Annotated in this window: 16 protein-coding genes and 5 pseudogenes; 17 read left to right on the top strand and 4 right to left on the bottom strand. The window is 74.2% G+C overall.

Going from position 1 to position 26,354, the window contains the following annotated elements:
- Window positions 1–14 precede the first annotated feature (14 nt).
- The 3 genes and pseudogenes from ACOBQU_RS07270 to ACOBQU_RS07260 form a co-directional block, all read right to left on the bottom strand.
- A complete protein-coding gene (locus tag ACOBQU_RS07270; RefSeq protein WP_423634314.1) occupies window positions 15–1,238 on the bottom strand; it encodes a hypothetical protein in 1,224 nt (407 codons plus the stop codon).
- A 107-nt stretch (window positions 1,239–1,345) separates the two neighbouring features.
- Window positions 1,346–3,298, bottom strand: a pseudogene (locus ACOBQU_RS07265) (exo-alpha-sialidase); the annotation flags it as partial.
- A gap of 328 nt (window positions 3,299–3,626) precedes the next feature.
- Window positions 3,627–4,550 (bottom strand): quinone oxidoreductase family protein, encoded by a 924-nt coding sequence (locus ACOBQU_RS07260; RefSeq protein WP_423625064.1) that lies wholly within the window; start codon window positions 4,548–4,550, stop codon window positions 3,627–3,629.
- 90 nt (window positions 4,551–4,640) lie between these two features.
- Between ACOBQU_RS07260 and ACOBQU_RS07255 the strand changes: the two genes are divergently transcribed.
- Complete coding sequence (locus ACOBQU_RS07255; protein WP_423625063.1) at window positions 4,641–5,105, top strand: MarR family winged helix-turn-helix transcriptional regulator; 465 nt, start codon at window positions 4,641–4,643, stop codon at window positions 5,103–5,105.
- A gap of 168 nt (window positions 5,106–5,273) precedes the next feature.
- Here ACOBQU_RS07255 and fdhD read toward each other — a convergent pair whose 3' ends face one another.
- Window positions 5,274–6,125, bottom strand: coding sequence for a formate dehydrogenase accessory sulfurtransferase FdhD (fdhD, locus tag ACOBQU_RS07250; RefSeq protein WP_423634312.1), 852 nt, complete (start codon window positions 6,123–6,125; stop codon window positions 5,274–5,276).
- A gap of 306 nt (window positions 6,126–6,431) precedes the next feature.
- Here fdhD and ACOBQU_RS07245 point away from each other — a divergent pair.
- From ACOBQU_RS07245 to ACOBQU_RS07170, 16 genes and pseudogenes are all read left to right on the top strand, one after another.
- Window positions 6,432–7,378, top strand: a pseudogene (locus ACOBQU_RS07245) (beta-ketoacyl-ACP synthase III).
- Window positions 7,379–7,476: 98 nt separating this feature from the next.
- Window positions 7,477–8,154 (top strand): GntR family transcriptional regulator, encoded by a 678-nt coding sequence (locus ACOBQU_RS07240; RefSeq protein ID WP_423625062.1) that lies wholly within the window; start codon window positions 7,477–7,479, stop codon window positions 8,152–8,154.
- A gap of 419 nt (window positions 8,155–8,573) precedes the next feature.
- A pseudogene (locus ACOBQU_RS07235) lies at window positions 8,574–9,754 on the top strand (ROK family protein).
- A gap of 122 nt (window positions 9,755–9,876) precedes the next feature.
- Complete coding sequence (locus ACOBQU_RS07230; protein WP_423625061.1) at window positions 9,877–11,481, top strand: sugar ABC transporter ATP-binding protein; 1,605 nt, start codon at window positions 9,877–9,879, stop codon at window positions 11,479–11,481.
- Window positions 11,478–12,497, top strand: a complete 1,020-nt coding sequence (locus tag ACOBQU_RS07225) for an ABC transporter permease (RefSeq protein WP_423625060.1) — start codon at window positions 11,478–11,480, stop codon at window positions 12,495–12,497. Before ACOBQU_RS07230 ends, ACOBQU_RS07225 begins: the two co-directional genes overlap by 4 nt.
- 13 nt (window positions 12,498–12,510) lie before the next feature.
- Window positions 12,511–13,557, top strand: coding sequence for a substrate-binding domain-containing protein (locus ACOBQU_RS07220; protein ID WP_423625059.1), 1,047 nt, complete (start codon window positions 12,511–12,513; stop codon window positions 13,555–13,557).
- Between the two features lie 205 nt (window positions 13,558–13,762).
- Window positions 13,763–15,016: a Gfo/Idh/MocA family protein gene (locus tag ACOBQU_RS07215; RefSeq protein WP_423625058.1), complete on the top strand. Its 1,254-nt coding sequence runs from the start codon at window positions 13,763–13,765 to the stop codon at window positions 15,014–15,016.
- 11 nt (window positions 15,017–15,027) lie between these two features.
- Window positions 15,028–16,026 (top strand): sugar phosphate isomerase/epimerase family protein, encoded by a 999-nt coding sequence (locus ACOBQU_RS07210; protein WP_423625057.1) that lies wholly within the window; start codon window positions 15,028–15,030, stop codon window positions 16,024–16,026.
- A gap of 553 nt (window positions 16,027–16,579) precedes the next feature.
- On the top strand, window positions 16,580–19,024 hold the full coding sequence (locus tag ACOBQU_RS07205) for a PQQ-dependent sugar dehydrogenase (RefSeq protein ID WP_423625056.1): 2,445 nt from the start codon (window positions 16,580–16,582) through the stop codon (window positions 19,022–19,024).
- A gap of 15 nt (window positions 19,025–19,039) precedes the next feature.
- Window positions 19,040–20,439 (top strand): annotated as a pseudogene (locus ACOBQU_RS07200) (ThuA domain-containing protein).
- 97 nt (window positions 20,440–20,536) lie between these two features.
- A pseudogene (locus ACOBQU_RS07195) lies at window positions 20,537–20,992 on the top strand (inositol-3-phosphate synthase); the annotation flags it as partial.
- Entirely contained in the window at window positions 20,987–22,162 is a 1,176-nt protein-coding gene (locus tag ACOBQU_RS07190) for an inositol-3-phosphate synthase (protein ID WP_423634310.1), read from the top strand. The pseudogene ACOBQU_RS07195 and the gene ACOBQU_RS07190, both read left to right, overlap by 6 nt.
- The gene (locus tag ACOBQU_RS07185; RefSeq protein WP_423625055.1) at window positions 22,159–23,694 is read left to right on the top strand and encodes an SCO3242 family prenyltransferase; all 1,536 of its coding nucleotides are present in this window, start codon (window positions 22,159–22,161) and stop codon (window positions 23,692–23,694) included. Before ACOBQU_RS07190 ends, ACOBQU_RS07185 begins: the two co-directional genes overlap by 4 nt.
- Window positions 23,691–24,755 carry a sugar phosphate isomerase/epimerase family protein gene (locus ACOBQU_RS07180; RefSeq protein ID WP_423625054.1) on the top strand — a complete coding sequence of 355 codons (1,065 nt, stop codon included), beginning with the start codon at window positions 23,691–23,693 and terminating at the stop codon, window positions 24,753–24,755. Before ACOBQU_RS07185 ends, ACOBQU_RS07180 begins: the two co-directional genes overlap by 4 nt.
- On the top strand, window positions 24,752–25,504 hold the full coding sequence (locus ACOBQU_RS07175; protein ID WP_423625053.1) for an EboA domain-containing protein: 753 nt from the start codon (window positions 24,752–24,754) through the stop codon (window positions 25,502–25,504). Before ACOBQU_RS07180 ends, ACOBQU_RS07175 begins: the two co-directional genes overlap by 4 nt.
- Entirely contained in the window at window positions 25,504–26,352 is an 849-nt protein-coding gene (locus tag ACOBQU_RS07170; RefSeq protein ID WP_423625052.1) for a TatD family hydrolase, read from the top strand. The genes ACOBQU_RS07175 and ACOBQU_RS07170 overlap by 1 nt, the downstream gene beginning before the upstream one ends.
- The last annotated feature ends 2 nt before the right edge of the window (window positions 26,353–26,354 follow it).

The raw sequence follows: 26,354 nt of genomic DNA, 5'->3' as shown, positions 1-26,354 counted from the left end.
TCACCCGGCGTCCCTCAGGTCCCCGGGTCCCCCGGGTTCCGCAGCCGCAGCGTCACGAACCGCGGCCGGTACAGCTCCACGTTCCGGTTGACCTGCGCCTGCCCGCCGACGCCCGCCGTCCCCGTGTCCCGCCAGTTGTTGACGTCGTAGCTGAGCACGATCCGCCCGTCGCCGCCGAGCGCGGGGTGGGCCTGCGGGTTGTACGCCGCCGTGGTGCCGTCGGCCGCGGTGTCGCCGGGCAGCGGCGGCGCGAAGCCGCGGGCGGGCCCGTGCCAGGGGCCGGTGGGGGAGCAGGACCAGTAGGAGGTGACGGTCGTCAGGCCGCGCGCCCCCGCCGCCATGGTCAGCAGGACGTACGTCCCCTCGCTGCGTACGACGGTGAAGGCGCTGCCCACGCCCTTGTGGCCGCCGTCGCCGAGCACCGGCCGCCCGGTGCCCGACCGGGACCAGGCGCGGCCGTTCCAGTAGCGCCACGCGGTGGGGTCCGCCAGTTCGCCGCGCGGCACCCGGGCGACGTACGCGTGCGAGGAGGGCCGGGACGCGGTCTGCGCGTCGTTGCCGCCGAACACGTAGGTGACGTCGCCGTCGTCGACCAGGGTGGTGCCGAACAGGACGCGCCGCTCGGGGTCGGGGACGCCGCGCTGGTCGGAGATCTGCGTGATGCCCTCGACGGTCAGGTCCGGCAGCGACAGCGTGGCGACCTCGGTGGCGGCGGGCACCCCGAAGATCCACGGCTTGGGGCCGGTGGCGCGGGTCCACAGCAGCACGCGCACCACCTGCTCGTCGTCGCCGGGGCCGCGCGGCTCGACCGTCGCGGCGACCGGCCAGCGCCACTGCCCCGGCGCGGGGTCGGCGAACAGCGGGGTCGGCAGGGTGCGCTCCAGGGCGCCCGAACGGGACGTCACCACGCCGGAGTTGCGCACCATCGGCGCGTTCGGCGCGCGCCACTTGTGCGGCTGCCCCTCCTGGTTGGGCGGCGGGTTGACCCGGCCGAGGAAGGTGTCGGAGAACAGCCAGAGGAGCCGCCCGTCCGGCAGCCGCACCGAGTGGGTGCCGTCACCGCCGGACCAGTCGTCGTCCCGGGCGGCGTCGTCCCCGTACGCCGCGAACGCGTCGGTGAGCCGGGACTCCGGCGCCCACGACCCGACCGCGCGGGCCGGGCAGGTGCCGCCGCCGCGCCGCTCGCCGTCCGGCCAGGCGACGAGCAGCACCGCGACGCAGGCCAGGACGAGCGGCAGGGCGAGCCAGAGGCGGCGTGAACTCCGGCCGCCCTGCCGTGGGTCGGCGGTGGGGGTGGGGGCGTGGGGGCGTGTGGCGTGGGACACGCCGGGGACGCTGAGTTCCTGCCGCGCACGTGGTCCATGGGGAGCCAGACGACGGTGTCCCGCGTCACAGCCGCCCGGGCCCGGTCCGGGGCGGCGAGCGCGGCCACCTCGTCGTCGCCGAGCGCCCGGCTAAAGACGCGGACGTCGTCGATGGCGCCGGTGAAGTGGGCGCGGCTGTCCATGCGCTGCCCGACGTGCACGCCGAAGGGGGAGTTGCGGCTGACCGTGCCCGGCACGTCGGCCCGTGTCAGCGGCGCCCCGTCGACGAACAGCGTGAGCTGGCCGCCGCCCCTGCGCAGCACGACGTGGTGCCAGGCCCCGTCGGTGTAGGCGCCGCTGGCGCTCAGGGACGCCGAGCGGGGCGGGGCGCCGCCGTCGCGGGTGGTGATCAGGCCGGTGAGGCGGTTGTTCGCGGGCTCGGCGCGCAGCCACACCTGCGGCTGGTTGGTGCCGATGCCGCCCATCCACAGCAGCGGCTGCTCGCCGCTGGCCGCCGTGGAGCGGAACCACAGCGAGGCCGTGAAGTCCCGGGTGCCGAGCGGCAGATCGGGCCGGTGGCGCAGGCGCACCGCGTCGTCGACGCCGTCGAAGGCCAGGGCGTCGCCGCGCACCCCGTCGGTGGTCCGGGCGCCGCCGAGGACCAGCGCGGAGCGCGCGCCGGGCGCCCAGTCGGAGGTCCGCGGGTCCGGGCCGCGGCGCGGCTTCAGCCAGTCCTCGGTGAACCGCGCGAAGCGGATCTCGTCGCGCGCGTCCACCGGGCCGCCCTCGTACATCAGGCCCACGTGCTCCTCGTCCGCGGCCACCATGTCCGAGTAGCCGGACCAGTCGGTGGTGACGACGGTGGAGCGGTCGAAGCTGTCCCAGGTGCGGCCGCCGTCGTAGGAGGAGCGGACCGTCATGGTGCGGCGGCGGTCCGGGTCGCCGGGGCAGGCGAGCAGCAGCCGCCCGCGCCAGCGGAGCGTCGAGCCCTGCACCTGCGGCGTGTACAGGTCGGGCTGGGCCTCGAAGGGCCGGGCGTAGCTGTCGCCGCCGTCGCGGCTGACGGTGTGGGTGCGGTGGCCGAGGTCGGTGCCGTCCTGTTCGCGCCCGCTGACGTAGATCGCGCCGTCGTGCCGCTCGGTGATGGTCATCTCCGAGGGCTTCTGCCGGAAGGTGCCGTCGTCGGCCGCGACGGGGTACGTCTCGGTGGCGCCGATGCGCCAGTGGTCGCCGCCGTCGTCGCTGACGATCAGCGAGGCGTGGTTCTCGGTGACCCGGCCGCCGCTGTACGACTCGGCGTTGACCGCGAAGACCAGGCGGCCCTTGTGGCGGCCGCGGGTGAGCTGGATGCCGTGCACGGGCCCGGTCGCGTACCAGGAGTTCCAGGTGGCGGGCAGGATCTCGCGGCTGAGGTCGCGCGGCGCCGACCAGGTCGCGCCGTCGTCGTCGCTGTACTGGAGGTGGGGCGTGCGGTCGCAGGGCACGTCGCAGTTGCGGCCGTCGTGGCGGCCCGTGTTGTACGTCTCGGCGAGCAGGATCCGGCCGGTCTCGCGGTCCACGACCGGCGCCGGGTTGCCGTGCGTGTCGCCCGCGCCCTCGTTGATCACCTGGAGCGGGCCCCAGGTGCGGCCGCCGTCGACGGAGCGCTTGAGGACCAGGTCGATGTCGCCCGCGTCGCCGCAGTCGTTGACCCGGCCCTCCGCGAAGGCGAGCAGCGTGCCCTTCACCGTCTTCACGATGGCGGGTATGCGGAAGCAGGCGTAGCCGGGATCCTGGGTGGCCTTGAACAGGACCTGCTGCTCGAACGGCGGCGCCGCCGCGTCGGCGGCCTCGGCCGTGCCGCCCGCCGCGGGCGGCAGGGCGAGGGCGGCCAGGACACCGGCGACGGCCGCGGCCAGCGCGGCGACCGAGCGGCGCGCGGCCCGGAGCCGGGAGGCTCCGGGCCGGGCGGATCTGGGGCGTACACGGGGGCGTACACAAGGTCTTGACGGCATGGTGCGGGCCCTTCATGTCTCATATCGACTGGACATACGGACATCCCACGTCCAAGGTGCGCCCGGCCGACGCTACTTGGGGCACTGGGGGCACACAAGAACCCTGCGTGATGCTGAAGCCATACGGGCGAGCGGTCCCGGAATCAACCCGCCTAACGGGTGAGATTGAAGCTCTGCCTGGGGTGCTCGGGGTCGCTTCGGGGTCTCCTTGGGGGCTGCTCGGGGGCTGCTCAGTGGTTGCCCGGGGGCCGCTCCGAGTCCGCTCAGGTCCCTGCCGGGGCCGTTCCGGGGTCGTTCCCGAGCCGCTCCGGGGTCGCTCCGGGGCCGCTCAGGGCGTGAGCACGACCTTGCCGAGGTTGGCGCGGGACTCGACCGCCTGGTGCGCCCGCGCCGCGTCCTCCAGGGCGAACTCGGCGTGCACGGCGGGCCGCAGCGCGCCCGCCGCGAACAGCCGCCACAGCTCCACGCGCCACGCCTCGTACAGCTCGGGCCAATCCTGGGCGATCAGCCGCATCTGAAAGCCCGTCACCGACTTGGCGCCGACGAGCAGGTCGTACGCCTCGACGGTGCCGCCGCCCGAGCTGTACGCCACCAGGCGGCCGTGCGGCGCCAGGGACCGCACGGCCGGGCCGAGCAGGTCACCGCCGACCGCGTCCAGGCAGTAGTCGGCCGGTGTGCCCCAGTCCCCGGCGTCGTACGTGACCACCTCGTCGGCGCCGACGCCCCGGACGAAGTCCGCCTTGGCCGGGTCCGAGACGGCGCCCACGACGCGTCCGGCGCCCTGGAGCCGGGCCAGTTGCACCGCCAGGTGGCCCACCCCGCTGGCCGCCGCCGTCACCAGGGCGGTCTCGCCGGGCTCGGGCCGCGCCGCGCGCAGCGCCCCGTACGCGACCAGGCCGCTGCGGACGAGCGCCACCGCGTCGACGGCGCTCGCCCCGTCCGGCACGGGCGAGGCCATCGCGGTGGCGAGCAGCGCGTAGTCGGCGTAGCCGTGCCCGAAGACCAGGCCGGTGACGCGGTCGCCGACCGCGAACCCCGTGACCTGGGGGCCGAGCCCGGCCACCTCGCCCGCGACCTCGCCGCCCAGCGGTATCGGCTCGCGCGCCTCGCGCACCTTGCGCACGACGGGCAGCGTCACACCGACGGCCGCGACCCGCACCAGCAGCTCACCCGGGCCGGGCGACGGCACCGGGGCCTCTTCGAGCCGCAGGACTTCGGGGCCGCCGCTGTGGTCGTAGCGGACACGGCGCATGGGTGCCTCCCTGACGCAGAAACGTTGGTGGTCCCAACGGTAACCACGTTTTCATTGGGAAGTCCAACGGTTCTTCGGTACGCTCGTGCCATGCCCGAGACCCCGCCCGCGCCGTCCACCATCCGCACCCTGCCGAGCTGGCTCCTCGGCCGTGCCGCCGCACGGGGCCGCGCCCTGGTCGCCGAGGCCCTCGCCGCCGAGGGCATGAAGATGTGGCACCACGTCGTCCTGGCCGCCGTCGCCGACCTCGGCCCCGTCGCCCAGGCCGACCTCGGCCGCAGCGTCGCGCTCGACCCCAAGGACATGGTCGGCGTCCTCAACGACCTCCAGCGGGCGGGCCTGGTCGACCGCGCCCCCGACCCCGCCGACCGCCGCAAGAACGCGGTGACCATCACCGACGAGGGCCGCCGCACGATCCGCCGCTGCGCCCGGGCGGCCCGCGAGGCCAACGCGGAACTCCTGGCGCCGCTGACGGAGGGGGAGCGGGAGCAGTTCATGGAGATGCTGACGCGCCTCGCCCTGCCCAGCCGGGAACCAAGCCCGCCCGGCGCTTGAGGACGGGCTGGCTGGGAAAGAGCCCGCCCGGCGTTTGAGGGCGAGCGCGCAGCGCGAAAAAGAGGACGAGCGGCCGGAGAATGAGCCCGCCCGGCGTTTGAGGGCGAGCGCGCAGCGCGAAGAAAGGGCGGGCGGGTGGGGAAAGAGGACCCCCACCGGCACCGGTGCCTAACCCCCGTCGACCCCAGCCCGGAGGGCGACCCGGTGCTCACCCGCGTACACGTTCATGGAGCGCCCCCGCAGGAACCCCACCAGCGTGAGCCCCGCCTCCGCTGCCAGGTCGACGGCGAGCGAGGACGGCGCGGACACGGCGGCGAGCACGGGGACGCCCGCCATCACGGCCTTCTGGGCGAGTTCGAAGGAGGCGCGCCCCGACACCAGCAGGACCGTGCGGGCCAGCGGCAGCCGCCCGTCCTGGAGCGCGCGGCCCACGAGCTTGTCGACGGCGTTGTGGCGGCCCACGTCCTCGCGTACGTCGATCAGCTCGCCGTCCTCGGAGAACAGCGCGGCGGCGTGCAGCCCCCCGGTCCGGTCGAAGACGCGCTGGGCGGCGCGCAGCCGGTCGGGCAGCGCGGCGAGCAGCTCGGGCGTGAGCCGGACCGGGGCGTCGCCGTCCGCGATGGGCCAGCGCGCCGTGGTGCGGACCGCGTCCAGGCTGGCCTTGCCGCACAGGCCGCAGGACGAGGTGGTGTAGACGTTGCGCTCCAGGGTGATGTCGGGCAGGGCGACGTCCGGGGCGGTGGTCACGTCGACGACGTTGTACGTGTTCGACCCGTCCGCCGTCGCCCCCGCGCAGTACACGATGTTGCGCAGCTCGTCGGCCGCGCCGAGGACGCCCTCGCTGACCAGGAAGCCCGCCGCGAGCGCGAAGTCGTCGCCCGGCGTGCGCATGGTGATCGCCAGCGGCTTGCCGTTGAGCCGGATCTCCAAGGGCTCCTCGGCGACGAGCGTGTCCGGCCGCTCGCTGACCGCGCCGTCGCGCACGCGGACGACGCGGCGGCGCTCGGTGACTCGTCCCATGGTGATCAGCCGGTCCTGTCCGTGTCCGTGCTCGGTTCCGTCGGTCTCATTGTCCTGCACACTCATTGTCCTGCGCGTGCCCCGGCCCTCGGCGTCCTGCGCGTGCCCCGTCGCGCGGGCGTCCTGCGCGTGCCCGGCCCCGGCCCCGGGCCGCGGGCTCCGCTCGGCGCGTCCGCGAAGAGGCGACGCGATGATGAGAAGTGTCCAAACGCGGCGCCCCAATCCTGTCGCATTACGTCACCTCGTACCCGTGAGTCGCTGAGCAGACTGGACGGTCCTGCACAAGCACCACGAGGGGACCCGCCCATGCCCGGCTCACGCATCGCCGCCGTCGGCCACTACCAGCCCGCCAGGGTGCTGACCAACGACGAGCTGGCGGGCATGGTCGACACCAGCGACGCGTGGATCAGCTCCCGGGTCGGCATCCGCACCCGCCACATCGCGGGCCCCGAGGAGCCGGTCGACGAGCTGGCCGCGCACGCGGCGGCCAAGGCGCTCGCCGCCGCGGGCCGGACGGCCGCCTCGGTCGACCTGGTGGTGGTCGCCACCTCCACGGCCATCGACCGCTCGCCCAACACGGCCGCCCGCGTCGCCGCCCGGCTCGGCCTGCCCGCGCCCGCCGCGCTGGACGTGAACGTGGTCTGCGCGGGCTTCACCCACGCCCTCGCCACCGCCGACCACGCCGTGCGGGCCGGGGCGTCGCGCCGGGCCCTGGTCATCGGCGCCGACAAGATGTCCGACGTCACCGACTGGACGGACCGCACCACGTGCGTCCTGGTCGGCGACGGCGCGGGCGCGGCCGTCGTCGAGGCGTGCGGGCCCGACGAGGAGCCGGGGATCTCGCCGGTGCTGTGGGGGTCCGTGCCGGAGATGGGGCACGCGGTGCGCATCGAGGGGCAGCCCGCGCGGTTCGCGCAGGAGGGCCAGAGCGTGTACCGCTGGGCGACCACGCGGCTTCCGCCGCTGGCCCGCGCCACCTGCGAGCGCGCCGGGCTCGCGCCCGCCGACCTCGCGGCCGTGGTGCTGCACCAGGCCAACCTGCGCATCGTCGAACCCCTCGCCGACCGCATCGGCGCGGTGAACGCCGTCGTCGCGCGGGACGTCGTGGACTCGGGCAACACGTCGGCGGCCTCGGTGCCGCTGGCCCTGTCCAAGCTGGTGGAGCGGGGGAGATCACGACGGGCGACCCGGTGCTGCTGTTCGGCTTCGGCGGGAACCTGTCGTACGCGGGACAGGTGGTGCGGTGCCCGTGAGGGCTGGCGGGGCGGCAACTCCCTCTGGCCCAGGCCCCGGTGCTCGGTAAACTGTAGACAAAAGCCAATCGCCCGGCAGGCGCAGGAGGGGGACCGGCATGTTGTCCACAGGACTGCCGCAGGGGACGGTGCCGAAGCTGGAGCGGCCGGGACCGCTGCGCGAGCGGGTCTACGAGGCCCTCCTCGAACTCATCACCACGCGCGCCCTGCGCCCCGGCCAGCACCTGGTCGAGAGCGAACTCGCCGGGCACCTGGGCGTCTCCCGGCAGCCCGTGCGCGAGGCGCTCCAGCGGCTCAACACCGAGGGGTGGGTGGACCTCTGGCCCGCCCAGGGCGCGTTCGTGCACGAGCCGACGGAGGAGGAGGCCGACCAGCTCCTCACCGTCCGTACGCTCCTGGAGACCGAGGCGGCCCGCCTGGCCGCGGCGGGCGCCGACGCCGCCGGGGTCGCCGCGCTGGAGGAGCTGTGCGCCCGCGGCGAGGCGGCCGTCGCCGACGGCGACGTGGACCTCGTCGTCGCGACGAACGCCGCGTTCCACGCCAAGGTCATGGAACTCGGGGGCAACGCGGTCCTGGCGGAGCTGGCCGGGCAGGTGGACCGGCGGGTCCGCTGGTACTACACGCCGGTGGCCCGCCAGCGGGGGATCCAGTCGTGGGTGGAGCACCGGGCGCTGATCGCGGCGATCGCCGCGCGCGACGAGGCGCGGGCGGTGGACGTGATGCGGGCCCACACGGAACACACGCGCCGCACCTACCACGACCGCGCCCAACCCTGACCTGGCGGGGCGCCTTGTGCCGTTGATCGCCGCTGCGCGGCTCGTCCTCAAGCGCCGGACGGGCTGGGACTCGCCTTCTCGCCGCCGTCGGCTCTCCGCGCTCCGCCGCCCGCCCCTTCCGGGGGCGAGCCCCCTGACGAACCGCGCAGCACGACGAATTCAGCCCGTCCGGCGTTTGAGGACGAGCCGCGCAGCGGTGAGGAGGAGCGGGGTGCTAGGGGGCGCCGCCCCCTAGTTCGGGAAGGGGCGGGTCTGGGGCGCCCCCGCCAGGGACGGACTTTGTCCCTTCGTAGGAGAAAGTCGCCCCCAATTCCCGCGCAAGTTCTTCCCACCCCCGGCACGCACTGCTACGTTCCCCTCGAAAGCCCAACACGCAAGAGGGACAAGGCCGAAGAGGCGGGGAGGGGCGCGTGAGACGCATGACGGCTCGACCCGCCAACGCGCACCAGGCCCGCCTGCTGCGCCTGTTGAGGGACGGCGGCCCCAACTCCCGCGCCCAGCTGGGCGACCAGGTCGACCTGTCGCGGTCCAAGCTGGCCGTGGAGGTGGACCGCCTCCTGGAGACGGGACTCGTGGTCGCCGACGGCCTCGCCGCGTCCCGCGGCGGCCGCCGCTCCCACAACATCCGCCTCGCCCCGAACCTCCGCTTCCTCGGCGTGGACATCGGCGCCACCTCGGTCGACGTCGCCGTCACCAACGCCGAGCTGGAGGTGCTCGGGCACATCAACCAGCCCATGGACGTCCGCGAGGGCCCGGTCGCGGTCTTCGAGCAAGTCCTGTCCATGGCGGCGAAGTTGCGGGCGAGCGGGCTCGCGGAGGGCTTCGACGGCGCCGGAATCGGCGTACCGGGACCCGTCCGCTTCCCCGAGGGCGTCCCGGTCGCGCCGCCGATCATGCCGGGCTGGGACGGCTTCCCCGTGCGGGAGGCGCTCAGCCAGGAACTCGGCTGCCCGGTCATGGTCGACAACGACGTGAACCTGATGGCGATGGGCGAGCAGCACGCGGGCGTCGCCCGCTCCGTGGGCGACTTCCTCTGCGTGAAGATCGGCACCGGCATCGGCTGCGGCATCGTCGTCGGCGGCGAGGTCTACCGCGGCACGACGGGCAGCGCGGGCGACATCGGCCACATCCAGGTCGAGCCCGAGGGCCGCGCCTGCGCCTGCGGCAACAAGGGCTGCCTGGAGGCGTACTTCAGCGGCGCGGCGCTCGCCCGCGACGCCGAGGACGCCGCCCGCCAGGGGAGTTCCCCGAGCTCGGCACCCGCCTGGAGAACTCCGGCGCCCTCACCGCCGTCGACGTCGCCGCGGCCGCCGCCGCCGGTGACGCCGCCGCGCTCGACCTGATCCGGGCGGGCGGCAACCGCACCGGCCAGGTCATCGCCGGTCTCGTCAGCTTCTTCAACCCGGGCCTCGTGGTGATCGGCGGCGGCGTCACGGGCCTCGGCCACACCCTGCTCGCCGCGATCCGCACCCAGGTCTACCGCCAGTCGCTGCCCCTGGCGACCGGCAACCTGCCCATCGTCCTCGGCGAACTCGGCCCCACCGCCGGTGTCACCGGCGCCGCCCGGCTCATCAGCGACCACCTGTTCTCACCCGCCTGAGCCGGGCCGCCCCCGGCCCCCCTGGCGGCCCCCGGCCGTTCCCGCGGCACCCCCAGCACAGCGCGCACCCTGCTCTGCCCTGAAACCCCTGACACCGGCCACACCCGCACAAGGGACCCGTCATGGCACCAGAACCACCGCTGCTCCGCATGTCCGGCATCACCAAGTCGTTCCCCGGCGTCCGCGCCCTCGACGGCGTCGACCTGCACGTCCAGGCCGGTGAAACGCACTGCCTGCTCGGGCAGAACGGCGCGGGCAAGTCCACCCTCATCAAGGTCCTCGCGGGCGTCCACCAGCCCGACGGCGGCACCATCGCCTGGCGCGGCGCCCCGGTCACCCTGCGCTCGCCGACCGCCGCCATGCGCCTCGGCATCGCCACCATCTACCAGGAACTGGACCTGGTGGAGCACCTGTCCGTCGCCGAGAACGTCTTCCTCGGGCATGAGCCGACCGCCGCCGGATTCCTCGTCCGGGGGCGGGCGGCACGCGCGGCAACGGCCGTACTGCTCCAGCGACTCGGCCACCCCGAGATCGACCCGGGGCGGCTCGTCGGCGAACTGTCCGCCGCCCAGCGGCAGATCGTGTCGATGGCCCGCGCCCTCTCCCACGACGTGCGCCTGATCGTCATGGACGAGCCGTCCGCCGCCCTCGACCCGGACGAGGTCGACAACCTCTTCCGGATCGTCACCGACCTCACCGACGACGGTGTCGCCGTGGTCTACATCTCCCACCGGCTCGAAGAGATCCGCCGCATCGGCGACCGCGTCACCGTCCTGAAGGACGGCCGGGCCGTCGCGGGCGGACTGCCCGCCCGGCAGACGCCCACCAGGGAGATCGTCGCCCTGATGACCGGCCGCGACGTCGCGTACGTCTTCCCGCGGCGGCCCCCCGACACCCGCCCGCCCACCAGGGAGCCCGTCCTGACCGTCCACGGCCTCGCCCGCGCGGGCGAGTTCGCGCCCTTCGACCTCGAACTGCGCCCCGGGGAGATCGTCGGCCTCGCCGGGCTCGTCGGCTCCGGCCGCTCGGAGATCCTGGAGACGATCTACGGCGCCCGCAGGCCCACCGCGGGACACGTCCGCGTGGACGGCGGGCGGCTGCGCCCCGGCAGCGTCCGCGCCGCCGTGCGCGCCGGGCTCGGCCTCGCCCCCGAGGAGCGCAAGGCACAGGCCCTGCTGATGCCGGAGTCCGTCACCCGCAATGTGTCGGTGTCGTCCATGTCCCGCTTCTCGTACGGCGGTTGGCTGGACCGCAGCCGGGAGCGGGAGGCCGCCCGCGCCGCCACCCGAGAGCTGTCCCTGCGGCCTGACAACCCCTCAGCCCCCGTGCGCACACTGTCCGGCGGCAACCAGCAGAAGGCCGTGCTCGCCCGCTGGCTGCTGCGCGGCTGCAAGGTGCTGCTCCTCGACGAGCCCACGCGCGGCGTCGACGTCGGCGCCCGCGCCGAGCTGTACGCCGTCGTACGCCGCCTCGCCGACGACGGCCTCGGCGTGCTGCTCGTCTCCAGCGAACTCCCCGAGGTCCTCGGCCTCGCCGACCGCGTCCTGGTGCTGCGCGAGGGGCACGTCGTGCACGAGGCGCCCGCGCGCGACCTCGACGAGCACCGGGTGCTCGACCTGGTCCTCGCCTCCGGCACGTCGGGCCCGTACACCACACCCGGAGCCCCAGGCGCGTCCGGTGCCGCGCCGGACGACACCACCCCCACGGAAGGAGGCCCGGCGTCATGACGCAGCCCGCATCGCCCGCCCGGCCCGTCACCGAGAAGAGCCCGCCGTCCGACGGCGAGCGAAGCCCCCTGAAGTCCCTGGCCGCCCGCGCCGACCTGCGGACCCTGTCGCTGCTCGGCGTCCTCGCCGCGCTCGTCGTGGTCGGCGGCGTCACCCAGCCCGACGCGTTCCTCGACACCGACAACGTCCAGCTGATCCTCACCCAGGCGTCCGTCATCGGCGTCGTCACCGTCGGCATGACCTTCGTGATCATCTCCGGCGGCATCGACCTGTCGGTCGGCGCGATCGTGGCGCTGGCGTCGGTGTGGGCGACGACCGTGGCCACACAGGAGTACGGCTTCGCGGGCATCCTGTTCACGGCCGTCGTCGTGGGCCTCGGGTGCGGCCTGGTGAACGGGCTGCTCATCGCGTACGGCGGCGTGGTGCCGTTCATCGCGACCCTCGCCATGCTCGCCTCCGGGCGCGGGCTCGCCCTGGAGATCACCGACGGCAAGACGCAGATGGTGACCGTGGACGGCGTGCTCCGGCTCGGCGAGCGCGACTCCTATGTGCTGGGCGTCCCGCCGCTGGTGCTGGTCTTCGCCGCCGTGACCGCCGTCGGCTGGCTGCTGCTGAACCGCACCACCTTCGGCCGCCGCTCGGTCGCCGTCGGCGGCAACGCGGAGGCCGCGCGGCTCGCGGGCATCGACGTACGCAGGCAGCGGCTCTACCTCTACCTGCTGTCCGGCCTGTGCTGCGGCATCGCCGCGTTCCTGCTGATCGTCCTGTCCGGCTCGGGCCAGAACACCAACGGCAACCTGTACGAACTCGACGCCATCGCCGCCACGATCATCGGCGGCACCCTGCTCAGCGGCGGGCGCGGCACCGTCACCGGCTCCGTGCTCGGCGTACTGATCTTCACCACGATCACCAACATCTTCGCGCTGAACAACCTGGAGACCGCCGTCCAGCAGATCGCCAAGGGCGCCATCATCGTCGCCGCCGTCCTGGTCCAGCGCCGCACCTCCACCACGTGAAGGGGAGCAAGCCATGCCACAGTCCACGAGCCGCAGAGGGCTGCTCTTCGGGGCGGCCGCCGTCTCCGCCGGGGCCGTCCTGACCGGCTGCACCAGCAACGAGCCCAAGGACTCCGGGGGCGACGCCCCGGACAACTCGCAGGCCGTCGCCGACGACAAGCCCGGCAAGCACGTCACCATCGGCTTCGCCGGGCCCCAGGCCGACCACGGCTGGCTGAACGCCATCAACGACCAGGCCAGGTCCCGGGCGAAGAAGTACGAGGACGTCACCCTGGAGGCCACCGAGGGCTCCAACGACACCGCCGCGCAGATCGGCCAGGTCGAGACCCTGATCAACAAGAAGGTCGACGTCCTGGTGGTGCTGCCCGCCGACGGCAAGGCCCTCACCCGGGTCGGCCTGAAGGCCATGCGGGCCGGGATCCCCGTGGTGAACCTCGACCGGATCTTCGCCTCCGCGCAGGCCTACCGCTGCTGGATCGGCGGCGACAACTACGGCATGGGCCTCAACGCCGGGCACTACATCGGCGAGAAGCTCAAGGGCAAGAAGAACGCCAAGGTCGTGGAGCTGGCCGGGCTCGACAACCTGGAGCTGACCAAGCAGCGCACGACCGGCTTCGACGACGCCCTGAAGAACTACCCGAACATCGAGAAGGTCGCCCGGCAGGCCGCCGAGTTCACCGTCGAGTCCGGCCAGGCGAAGATGTCCCAGCTCCTCCAGGCGCAGAAGGACTTCGACGCGCTGTGGAACCACGACGACGACCAGGGCGTGGGCGCCCTGCGCGCCATCAAGCAGGCGGGCCGCGACGACTTCCTGATGGTCGGCGGCGCGGGCGCGCTCTCCGCGTTCCAGGAGATCAAGCAGGACCGGGGCGTGCTGAAGGCCACCGTCCTGTACCCGCCGACGATGGCCGCCTCCGCGATCGACCTCGCGCGGGCGCTCGCCCAGGGCAAGGGCGTCAGCGGCATGGCCGAGTTCGAGATCCCGGCGTCCATCACGCTGTACTCGGCCGTCGTCGACAAGGACAACGTCGACCAGTACATGCCCACCGGCTTCAAGTGAGGCCACCGGCTTCACGTGCGGCACGCTTCCGCCCCGTGCCGCACACGTCCGCCCCCGCGCCGCACACGTCCGCCCCGGGCGCACGCGTCTGCCTCGTGCCGCACACGTCTGCCCCGGGGCGCACGCGTCGAACGCCGCGCCGTACGCCGTACGTGTCGATGCCGTACGCGCCGATGCCGTACGCGCCGAACAGGAGGAGCACCGCATGACTGAGACGGAGCACGACGCCGGGAAGCGTCCGCTGGGCGTGGGCATGGTCGGATACGCGTTCATGGGCGCGGCCCACTCCCAGGGGTGGCGGACCGTCCCCCGCGCCTTCGACGTCCCCCTCGCCCCGGTGCTCGCGGCGGTCTGCGGCCGCGACGGCACGGCCGTGCGGGCGGCGGCCGACCGGCTCGGCTGGGCCGCCGCGGAGACCGACTGGCGGGCGCTCATCGCCCGCGACGACGTCGACCTCGTCGACATCTGCACCCCCGGCGACAGCCACGCGGAGATCGCCATCGCCGCCCTGGACGCGGGCAAGCACGTGCTGTGCGAGAAGCCGCTCGCCAACACCGTGGCGGAGGCCGAGGCCATGCTGGCCGCCGCCGAACGGGCCCGCGCACGCGGCCAGATGGCGATGGTCGGCTTCAACTACCGTCGCGTGCCCGCGCTCAGCCTCGCCCGCGACATGGTCGCCGCGGGGCGCCTCGGGGCGCTGCGGCACGTCCGGCTGACGTACCTTCAGGACTGGCTGGTCGACCCGGACTTCCCGCTCACCTGGCGGCTGCGCAGGGAGCGGGCCGGGTCCGGGGCCCTCGGCGACCTGGGCGCGCACATCGTGGACCTCGCGCAGTTCCTCACCGGCGAGCCCATCGCGGGCGTGTCCGCGCTCACCGAGACCTTCGTGCGGCGGCGACCGGTCGCGGGCGGCGCGTCCAGCGGCCTCGGCGCGGCGGGCGGCGCCGGGGCGGGGGACGGCGGGGCGGGCGGCGCCGGGGCGGGCGGCGCCGGGACGGGCCGGGTCACCGTCGACGACGCGGCGGTCTTCACCGCCCGCTTCCCCTCCGGTGCCCTCGCCACCTTCGAGGCCACACGGTTCGCGGCGGGCCGCAAGAACGCGCTGCGCCTCGAACTCAACGGCTCCGACGGCTCGTTGGCCTTCGACCTGGAACGCCTCAACGAGCTGTCCTTCCACGACCACACCGAACCCGCCACCTCGTCCGGCTTCCGCCGCATCCTCGTCACCGAGCCCGGCCACCCCTACCTGGAGGCCTGGTGGCCGCCGGGGCACGCCCTCGGCTACGAGCACACCTTCGTGCACCAGGCCCGCGACCTGCTGGACGCCATCGCCACCGGCACCCCGCCCGAGCCGTCCTTCGCCGACGGGCTCGCGGTGCAGCGCGTCCTCGCGGCCGTCGAGGAGAGCGCCGGGAAGAACTCCGTGTACACGCCGGTCCCCCCGCCGACCGCCCCTTGAGGAGGCGCCGCATGCCCCGCTCGTTCACGCTCTTCACAGGCCAGTGGGCGGACCTGCCCCTCGAAGAGGTCTGCTCCCTCGCGCGCGACTTCGGCTACGACGGCCTCGAACTCGCCTGCTGGGGCGACCACTTCGAAGTCGACAAGGCGCTCGCCGACCCCGCGTACGTCGAGGGCCGCCACGCGCTGCTCGACCGGCACGGCCTCAAGTGCTGGGCCATCTCCAACCACCTGGTCGGCCAGGCGGTCTGCGACGCCATCATCGACGAGCGCCACCAGGCGATCCTGCCCGCCCGCATCTGGGGCGACGGCGACCCGGAGGGCGTACGCCGCCGGGCCGCCGCCGAGATGGCGGACACGGCGCGGGCCGCCGCGGCCTTCGGCGTCGACACGGTGGTCGGGTTCACGGGGTCGGCCATCTGGCACCTGGTGGCGATGTTCCCGCCCGCCCCCGAGTCGATGATCGAGCGCGGCTACGCGGACTTCGCCGAGCGCTGGAACCCGATCCTCGACGTCTTCGACGCCGAGGGCGTCCGGTTCGCGCACGAGGTGCACCCCAGCGAGATCGCCTACGACTACTGGACGACGCACCGCGCCCTGGAGGCGGTCGGCCACCGCCCGGCCTTCGGCCTGAACTTCGACCCCTCCCATTTCGTCTGGCAGGACCTCGACCCCGTCGGCTTCCTCTGGGACTTCCGGGACCGGATCTACCACGTCGACTGCAAGGAGGCCCGGCGCCGCCTGGACGGCCGCAACGGGCGGCTCGGCTCCCACCTGCCGTGGGGGGACCCGCGGCGCGGCTGGGACTTCGTCTCCGCGGGGCACGGGGACGTGCCCTGGGAGGACGTGTTCCGGATGCTGCGGTCCATCGCGTACGAGGGGCCCGTGTCGGTGGAGTGGGAGGACGCGGGCATGGACCGGCTTCAGGGCGCGCCGGAGGCCTTGCGGCGGTTGAAGGCGTACGACTTCGACCCGCCGGGCGCGGCGTTCGACGCGGCGTTCGCGAGGTGACCCGGCCGGGGGCTCCCCAATCCCGCCCCTCCCCGAACCAGGGGGCTCCGCCCCCTGGCACCCCCGTCGATCGGCCTTCGGCCTCGTCCTCAAGCGCCGGACGGGCTGGATCTGTTGTGCTCGCCGTCCTCGGCTCTGCGTAATCCGCCGCTCCGCGACGCACGTCCTCCCGCCCGCCCGGCGCTTGAGGACGAGCGCGGAGCGCACCGATCCAGCCTGTCCGGCGTTCGAGGACGAGCGCGCCAGCGCGATGATGTAGCCCGTCCGGCGTTTGAGGACGAGGCCGCCAGGCCGATTTTCGGGGGTGCCAGGGGGCTGGCCCCCTGGTTTTGGGAAAGGGGTGGGACTGGGGCGCCCCGCGAGGCACCAGTCCACCCACTTTGTCCCGCCCCAGGAAGAAGCCCAACTCCGCTGCCGCACAAGGGCTATCCGCGACGGACAAACATGGCTACCGTTCCGTGATGTGTACAGGACATACCCTCTCCCGGGGTGACGGCGCACCCCGGGCGCCCCGCACGCACCGGCACCAACGGCCCCCTCACCGGAGGACCCCGTGCACAGACCGCGCAAGCCCCTGCCCCTGCTCGCAGGGCTCACCGGCACCCTGCTCACCGCCGCCACGCTCACCCTCGCCGCCCCCACCAGCCCCGCCCAGGCCGCCCCGGGGCCCACCGCCGAGGACTTCCAGCAGGTCACCCTCGCCAAGGGGGAACCGGAGATGGGCGAGCCCATGACGCTCGCCGTCCTCCCGGACCGCTCCGTCCTGCACACCTCCCGCGACGGCACGGTCCGCCTGACGACCGCCTCCGGAGAGACGAAGACGGCCGGGAAGATCCCGGTGTACACGCACGACGAGGAGGGCCTGCAGGGCATCGCCGTCGACCCGGGCTTCACCAAGAACCGGGCGGTCTACCTCTACTACGCCCCGCCCCTGAACACCCCGGCGGGCGACGCCCCGAACGACGGCACCGCCGCGGACTTCCAGAAGTTCGACGGCGTGAACCGCCTGTCCCGCTTCGTGCTCAAGGCCGACGGCACGCTCGACAAGTCCAGCGAGAAGAAGGTCCTCGACGTCCCCGCCAACCGCGGCATCTGCTGTCACGTCGGCGGCGACATCGACTTCGACCAGCAGGGCAACCTGTACCTGTCGACGGGCGACGACTCCAACCCGTTCGCCTCCGACGGATTCACGCCCATCGACGAGCGCGCCTCCCGCAACCCGGCGTACGACGCCCAGCGCACCTCCGCCAACACCAACGACCTGCGCGGCAAGATCCTCCGCATCAAGGTCAGGAGCGACGGCTCGTACTCCATACCCAAGGGCAACCTCTTCGCCAAGGGAACCAAGAAGACCCGCCCCGAGATCTACGCGATGGGCTTCCGCAACCCCTTCCGGATGAGCGTCGACAAGCCCACCGGCATCGTCTACGTCGGTGACTACGGCCCCGACGCGGGCGCCGCCGACCCCCGGCGCGGCCCTGCCGGGCAGGTCGAGTTCGCCCGCGTCACCAAGCCCGGCAACTACGGCTGGCCGTACTGCACCGGCAAGAACGACGCGTACGTCGACTACGACTTCGCGACCGGCACCTCCGGCTCCGCCTTCGACTGCGCCGCGCCGAGGAACGCGTCGCCGCGCAACACCGGACGGACCGCGCTGCCGCCCGCGCAGCCCGCGTGGATCCCCTACGACGGCGGCTCCGTCCCCGAGTTCGGCTCCGGCTCCGAGTCGCCGATGGGCGGCCCGGTCTACCGCTACGACGCGAAGCTGGACTCTCCGGTGAAGTTCCCCGAGGCGTACGACGGGGACTTCTTCGCGGGCGAGTTCGGGCGCCGCTGGATCAAGCGCGTCGACCAGGGCGCCGACGGCACCGTGAAGTCCATCAACGCCTTCCCCTGGAAGGGCACCCAGGTGATGGACATGCAGTTCGGCCCGGACGGCGCGCTGTACGTCCTCGACTACGGCACCGGCTACTTCAACGGCGACCAGAACTCCGCCCTCTACCGCATCGAGAACGCCACCGGCGGCCACTCGCCCGTCGTGGACGCCTCAGCGACGGTCACCAGCGGCCAGGCACCCCTGAAAACCCAGTTCACAGCCAAGGCGACGGACGCCGACGGTGACGCCCTGACGTACAGGTGGGACTTCGGCGACGGCACCAGCTCCACCGAGCAGAACCCCACGCACACCTACGACAAGAACGGCGTCTACACCGCCACCGTCACCGCCAAGGACCCCTCGGGCCGCACCGGCAGCGCCAGCGCCCACATCACCGTAGGCAACACCGCGCCCACCGTGAAGCTCGAACTCCCCGCAGACGGCCAACTGTTCACCTTCGGCGACAAGGTGCCCTTCAAGGTCACCGTGACCGACCCCGAAGACGGCGCCGTGGACTGCGCCAAGGTCAAGGTCACCCACATCCTCGGCCACGACAGCCACGGCCACCCCGTGACCTCCGCCAACGGCTGCGAGGGCACCCTCCAGACGTCCAAGGACAGCGAACACGACCCGAACGCCAACATCTTCGGGGTCTTCGACGCCGAGTACACCGACAAAGGCGCGAACGACCAGCCCCCGCTGACCACCCACGACCAGAGCGTCACCCAGACCCGCCAGCGCCAGGCCGAGCACTACGGCGACTCCCAGGGCGTGAACATCATCAGCCACGCCCCGGCCCACGGCGGCAAGACCGTCGGCGACATCCACGACGGCGACTGGATCTCCTTCAAGCCGTACGTCCTGTCCAACGCCACCAAGCTGACCGCGCGCGTCGCCTCCGCCGGTTCCGGCGGCACCCTGGAGATCCGCGCGGGCGCCCCCGACGGGACCCTGCTCGGCACCGCCAAGGTCGACCCGACCGGCTCCTGGGAGACGTACACGGATGTCACCACGCCCCTCGCGGGCGCGCCCGCCGCGACGACCACGCTCTATCTGGTCTTCAAGGGCACGGGCACCGGCGCGCTGTACGACGTCGACGACTTCACCTTCACCACCGGCTGACAGGGAGGTACCGCGATGCGCGCACGAGCACGGCTCGCCGTCGCCACGACGGCCGCCACCCTGCTGATCGGCTGCGCGTCGGGACCCGCGTCGTCCGAGCCGGGGCCGGGGCCCGACCGCCCCGGCTCCGGCCCCCGCGAGGACTCCGCACGCGTGCTCGTCTTCTCCAGGACCGCCGGGTTCCGCCACGACTCCATCCCCGACGGCGTCGCGGCCGTACGCGCCCTCGGCGCCGCCCACGGCTTCGCCGTCGACGCCACGGAGGACGCCCGGGCCTTCACGGCGAAGAACCTGGCCCGCTACGACGCCGTCCTGTGGCTCTCCACCACCGGCGACGTCCTGAACGCCCAGCAGCAGCACGCCTTCGAGCGGTACATCCGCGCGGGCGGCGGCTACGTCGGCGTCCACGCGGCCGCCGACACCGAGTACGACTGGCCCTTCTACGGCGGCCTCGTGGGCGCCCGCTTCCAGTCCCACCCCGCGATCCAGCCCGCGCGGGTGACGGTCGAGGACCACGCCCACCCGGCCACCGCCCACCTCGGCGCGGTCTGGGACCGCACCGACGAGTGGTACAACTACCGCACCAATCCGCGCGACCACGCCTGGGTCCTCGCCTCCCTCGACGAGTCGTCGTACACCGGCGGCACCATGGGCGGCGACCACCCCATCGCCTGGTGCGCACCGTACGACGGCGGCCGCTCCTTCTACACCGGCGGCGGCCACACCAAGGAGTCCTTCGCCGACCCCGCCTTCCGCCAGCACCTCCTCGGCGGCATCCGCTACGCCACCGGCGCCACCCGCGCGGACTGCCGCCCCGAGCGGGGCTACGCCCCCTGTTCGACGGCAGCGCCGCATCGCTGGGCAAGTGGAAGCAGGCCGGACCCGGCTCCTTCACCCTCGACGACGACGGAACGATCACCTCCGTCGGCGGGATGGGCCTGCTCTGGTACGCCGACCGGTCCTTCGGCTCGTACTCCCTGAAGCTCGACTGGAAGATGACCGGCACCGACAAGGACGACAACTCCGGTGTCTTCGTGGGCTTCCCTCCCTCCGACGATCCATGGTCGGCTGTCAACAACGGCTACGAGATCCAGATCGACGCCAGCGACGTCCCGGAGAAGACCACCGGAGCCGTCTACGGCTTCCAGTCCGCCGACCTCACCGCCCGAGACAAGGCGCTCAATCCGCCGGGGGAGTGGAACACCTACGAACTCCGCGTCGAGGACGAGCGCCTGCGGATCTACCTGAACGGCACCCTGATCAACGACTACACCAACACGGACCCCGCGCGGAGCCTGCGTGACGGCCACATCGGCATCCAGAACCACGGCGCCGACGACCAGGTCGCGTTCCGCGACATCCGGATCCGAGAACTGCCCGCCGCCGGGCGCCCGTCCGCCGACGGCGCCCCCTGAGCGACGGTGGGCGGAGGACGCCGGACCTCCGCCCGCCGTCTCACCCCCTCGCGGGGAGCGACGACGACCGAGCGTGCGTGAACGACAGGAGGCAGCCGTGTCCACTACTGAAAGCGCGGGCCCCATCGGGGTGTGGCTGATCGGCGCCCGGGGGTCCGTCGCCACGACGGCCATCGCGGGCTGTGCGGCCATGACGGCGGGCCTGCACCCACCCGTCGGCGTCGTCACCGAGACCCCACCGTTCGCGCACGCCGGACTGCCCGCCCTGTCCTCCCTCGTCTTCGGCGGCCATGACACCCAGGAGTGCCCGCTGCCCAAGCGCGCCGAGGAACTGGCCGCCGGGGGCGTCCTGCCCCACGGCCTGCCCACCGCCGTCCGCGCCGAACTCGCCGCCGCCGACGCCGAAATCCGCACCGGCGGCCCCCTGCCCGGCGACACCCGCACCGACGAGGAACTGATCACCGCGTTCGCCTCCGAAATCTCCGACTTCATACGCCGCCGGGGCCTCGCCCGAGCGGTCGTGATCAACGTGGCCTCGACGGAGCCGGTGCCGGGGGCTGGCGGGGCGTCTGCTGGCGGGGCGCCTGATGCCGGGTCTGGCGGGGCGCCTGATGCCGGGCCTGGCGGGGCGCCTGATGCCGGGCCTGGCAGGGCGCCTGATGCCGGGCCTGGCAGGGCGCCTGTTGCCGGGCCTGGGGATCGGCCTGGTGCCGGGCTTGGGGCCGGGACGCCTGGGGGTGGGCCTGGTGGCGGGGCGGGGGGTGCGCGTGGGGCCGGTGCCCCTGAGGCGGGGGCCGTGACCCCTGAGGCGGGGACGGCCTCCAGCAGGGGGCTCGCCCGCGATGCGGGGGCAGCGGGCGCTGGCGCCGGGGGTGCGTCCGGTGGCGTGGGGGGCGCGTGTGGGGGTGTGGGCGCGGGCGCGGGGGACGCGTCCGGCGGCACTGGCGCTGGCGCTGGCGCTGGCGTGGCTCGCGGCTCGGGGGCAGGCGTGGCTCTCGGCTCGGGGGCGGGCCCTGGGCCTTGGGTGGCACCGGGCGTCGGGGGCGCCCCCGGTGCCCGGCTGCCCGCCAGCTCCCTCTACGCGGCGGCTGCCCTCCGCGCGGGCTGCCCCTATGTGAACTTCACCCCCTCCGCCGGGCTGCACCACCCGGCCCTCGCCGACCTCGCCGCCTCCTCCCGCCTTCCCTACGCGGGACGCGACGGCAAGACCGGGCAGACCCTGCTGCGCTCCGTCCTCGGCCCGATGTTCGCCCAGCGGGCCCTCGCCGTCCGTGCCTGGTCCGGCACCAACCTCCTGGGCGGCGGCGACGGCGCCGCCCTCGCCGACCCCGCCGCTGCCGCCGCCAAGAACGCGGGCAAGGAACGCGTCCTCACCGACACCCTCGGCACCGCCCCCGAGGGCGAGGTCCACATCGACGACGTCCCCGCGCTCGGCGACTGGAAGACCGCCTGGGACCACATCGCCTTCGACGGCTTCCTCGGCACCCGCATGACCCTCCAGACCACCTGGCAGGGCTGCGACTCCGCCCTCGCCGCCCCCCTCGTCCTCGACCTGGCCCGCCTGCTGGCCCGCGCCCACCAGCGCGGCCGCACCGGCCCCCTTCCCGAACTCGCCTTCTACTTCAAGGACCCCGACCCCGGCGCCACCTCCGCCCTCGCCGAGCAGTACGCGGCGCTCGTGGCGTTCGCCGCCTCACTGCGGGACGAGGTGACCGGGGCGTGACCACGACACGGGCAGGCCGGTGGGGCAACGCGCCCGGCGGCGGGGGCCGACCCCGGCGGCGCGCATGGAGCCGGACGCTGGGGCGGCTGTGGGGCGGCTCGGACTCCGCCGCGCCGTGCGGCCCCGAAGCGAGCGCCCCCCAGACCACGCCCGGCTCCCGGACCCCACCGGACGCCCGGACCGCGCCCGGCTCCGGGTCACCGCCGGGCCCGCGCACGAGCCCCCGCCCTGCCGCCCGCTTACGCCCCAGCCGCGGTGGCCCCGGCACTCGGCCGCGCCCTGAGGCCAGCCCCGGCGCCCGCGCCCGCGCCTGGGTCGAACTCCTGCGGCTGCCCGCCCTGTTCACCGTCCCCGGCGACGCCCTCGCCGGTGCCGCGACCGGACTGCGCCCCGGACGCGGGACCCTCCTCGCCATCGGTTCCTCCCTCTGCCTGTACGAAGCGGGCATGGCCCTCAACGACTGGGCCGACCGCGCCGAAGACGCCGTCGACCGCCCGCACCGGCCCATCCCCTCGGGGCGCATCACCCCCACGGCCGCCCTGACCGCCGCGGCCGCCCTCACGACGGCGGGCCTGGCCCTCGCCGCCCGCGCGGGCCGCCCCGCCCTCACCGTGGCCACGGCCCTCGCGGGCACCGTCTGGGCCTACGACCTCGGCCTCAAACGCACCCCCGCGGGCCCCGCTACCATGGCCATGGCCCGAGGCCTCGACCTCCTGCTCGGCGCCACCGCCACAGTCACCGCCACCACCAAGGCCACCGCCCGCCGCTCCCGGTCGGCGCCGACAGCGTCCCCCACCGGGCACACGCGGCCCACCGGGCTGGTCCTCCGTCCCATGCCCGCCCCCGGCTGGCGACTGCTGAAGCCCGCCCTGCCCGCAGCCGCCACCCTCGGCGCGCATACCCTCGCCGTCACCTCCGTCTCCCGGCAGGAGACCCAGGGCGGCTCCGTCATCGCCCCGCTGGGAGCCCTGGCCACGACGCTCGCCCTGACCCGCGCGATGGCGAACCCCGGCCCCCAGCCGGGCTCGCCCCCGGAGGGGCAACCGGGCCCACACCCGAATGGCCAGCCGGATCTACGTCCTGCCGGTGGGCCAGGGGCGGCCGGACTCCCGGCCGAGCGGCGGTCGGCGGGGCGGCGGTCGCCGAGGCGGCAGCCAGTGCAGGGGAGCCCGGGGGAGCGGCGCCCGGCGGATCGGCGCCTGGGGGAGCGGCGGCCCACGGCCCGCCTCGGCCTGACGGGCCATCCCCACCCTGCCCCCTCAGGCCGCGCCCCCGAGTCTCCCGGCACCCGCGACCTGGCGCGCACCGCGCTCGCCCTGACCTACGCCACCACGGCCGCCCGACCCTACTGGCACGCCGCCCTCAACCCCTCACCTCCTTTGACCCAGCGCGCCGTCGGCGGCGGTATCCGCGCCCTGATCCCGCTCCAGGCCGTCCTCGCCGCGCGGTCCGGGTCCCTTGGCACCGCCCTGCTGACGGCGGCCCTCGCCCCAGCGGCCCGCCGCTTCGCCCGGAAGGTGAGCATCACATGAGCGCCCCCAACGCCCCGGACACCCCAGGTGCTCCGAACACCCAGGGTGCTCCGCACACCACAGGCGCTCTGGACGCCCGGGCTGCCCCGGGCACCAACGGCACGCCCCACACCCGCCCCCTTCGCTTCGGCTACGGCACGAACGGCCTCACCGACCTCCGCCTCGACGACGCCCTCGGTCTCCTCGCCGACCTCGGCTACTCCGGAGTCGGTCTCACCCTCGACCACATGCACCTCGATCCACTCGCCCCCGATCTGGCCGCCCGCACCCGCCACGTCGCCCGGCGCCTGGACCGGCTCGGCCTGACGGCCACCATCGAAACCGGTGCCCGCTACGTCCTCGACCCGCGCCGCAAGCACGGCCCCTCCCTGCTCGACCCCGACCCGGACCGCCGCGCCAGCCGCGTCCGCCTCCTCGTCCGCGCCGTCCAGGTCGCCGCGGACCTCGGCGCCCACGCCGTCCACTGCTTCAGCGGCATCACCCCCGACGGCACCCCTGACGCCACCGCCTGGCAACGGCTCGCCGACGGGCTCGCCTCCGTCCTCGACGCCGCGTCCAGCGCCCGCATCCCCCTCGCCGTCGAACCCGAACCCGGTCACCTCCTCGCCACCCTCGCCGACTTCCACCACCTCCGCCGGGTCCTCGACGACCCCGTACTCCTGGGCCTGACCCTCGACATCGGCCACTGCCAGTGCCTCGAACCCGAGCCACCCGCCGACTGCGTCCGCGCCGCTGCTCCCTGGCTGCGGCACGTCCAGATCGAGGACATGCGCCGAGGCGTCCACGAACACCTCCCCTTCGGCGACGGCGAGATCGACTTCCCGCCCGTCCTGCGCGCCCTCGCCGACTGCGGCTACCAGGGCCTGACCGTCGTCGAACTGCCCCGCCACTCCCACGCGGGCCCCGAACTCGCCGCCCGCTCCCTGGACTTCCTGCACCACGCCGCCGCCCTCGCGGCCACCCCCGCACCCGGCGGCTCTCCCTCCTTCCGTCCCGCCTCCGGCCCCTCCACCACCCCAGCGGCGGTCCGCGAGGCCTCACCCCGAGGAGGAACGCCGTGACCGAGCCCTCCGAAGTCGCCGACCTGGAAGTCGCCGACCTGCGCACCCGCCTCGAAGCCGCCCTCGGCGGCGCCGCCCGCGCCTGGCTCGACCAGGCCACTGCCGAGGCCACCGCCGCGTCCACCGCGCTCCCCGCGTCCGAAGCGCCGACGTCGTACGCCGCCCCCGTCTGGCAGTTACGCTTCGCCGAGGCGGGCCGCCGCTGCGGACCCGAGCACGCCGACGCCGCCCGTCTGCTCCTCCTGCACGCCGCCCGCGCCGACGCCGCCACCCTCACCGGCCTCTACGAACAGGGCACCGCCGCCGAACGCCGCGCCGTCCTGCGCTCCCTGGCCCTCCTGGTGCCCGGCCCCACCGCGCTGCCGCTGGTCCAGGACGCCCTGCGCACCAACGACACCCGGCTCGTCGCCGCCGCGCTCGGCCCCTACGCCGCCGCTCACCTGCCCGCCCACGAATGGCGGCACGCCGTCCTCAAGTGCCTGTTCACCGGTGTCCCCGTGGGGGCCGTGGCGGACCTGGAGCGCCGCGCCAGCGGGGACGCGGAACTGGCCCGCATGCTCGCCGACTACGCCGCCGAACGCACCGCCGCGGGACGTCCCGTGCCCGACGATCTCCACCGCGTCCTGAACCTCGCCGCCCCCTCGACCCGGGGCCACCGGCCCTCCACAGCACCCGCCACCCCCACCGGACCCGCCGCCGTCACGACCCCCTCCACCACCGGCGCGGAGCACGAGGCACAGGAGCCCTGATGCGTATCTTCGACCCCCACATCCACATGACCTCCCGCACCACCGACGACTACCAGGCGATGTACGCCGCTGGTGTGCGCGCGGTCGTCGAGCCCGCCTTCTGGCTGGGGCAGCCCCGCACCTCGCCCGCGTCCTTCGTCGACTACTTCGACTCCCTCCTCGGCTGGGAGCCCTTCCGCGCCGCCCAGTACGGCATCGCCCACCACTGCACGATCGCGCTGAACCCCAAGGAGGCCAACGACCCTCGCTGCACGCCCGTCCTCGACCTGCTGCCGCGCTACCTCGTCAAGGACCATGTCGTCGCCGTCGGTGAGATCGGCTACGACTCCATGACACCGGCCGAGGACGCGGCGCTCGCCGCCCAGCTCCAGCTCGCCGCCGACCACGAGCTGCCCGCCCTGGTGCACACTCCGCACCGCGACAAGCTCGCGGGCCTGGGCCGCACCCTCGACGTCGTCGCCGAGTCCGCCCTCGCCCCGGACCGCGTCCTGATCGACCACCTCAACGAGACCACCGTGAAGGAGGCCAAGGACGCGGGCTGCTGGCTCGGCTTCTCCGTGTACCCCGACACCAAGATGGACGAGGACCGGATGGTCGCGATCCTGCGGGACCACGGGCCGGAGCGGGTGCTGGTCAACTCCGCCGCCGACTGGGGCAAGAGCGATCCGCTCAAGACCCGCAAGGTCGCCGACGCCATGCTGGACGCCGGGTTCGACGAGGACGACGTCGACCGCGTCCTGTGGCGCAACCCCGTCGCCTTCTACGGGCTCAGCGGCCGACTCGACCTCGACGTCCAGGACCCCGCCGCCACCCACGAGGGCAACTCCATCCTGCGCGGCGGTGCCTGAGC

It is taken from the genome of Streptomyces sp. G45 (assembly GCF_049542095.1).
GTDB lineage: Bacteria > Actinomycetota > Actinomycetes > Streptomycetales > Streptomycetaceae > Streptomyces.
The sequence above is the reverse complement of the archived record's forward strand: the minus strand, read 5'-3'. Positions and strand labels throughout refer to the sequence as shown.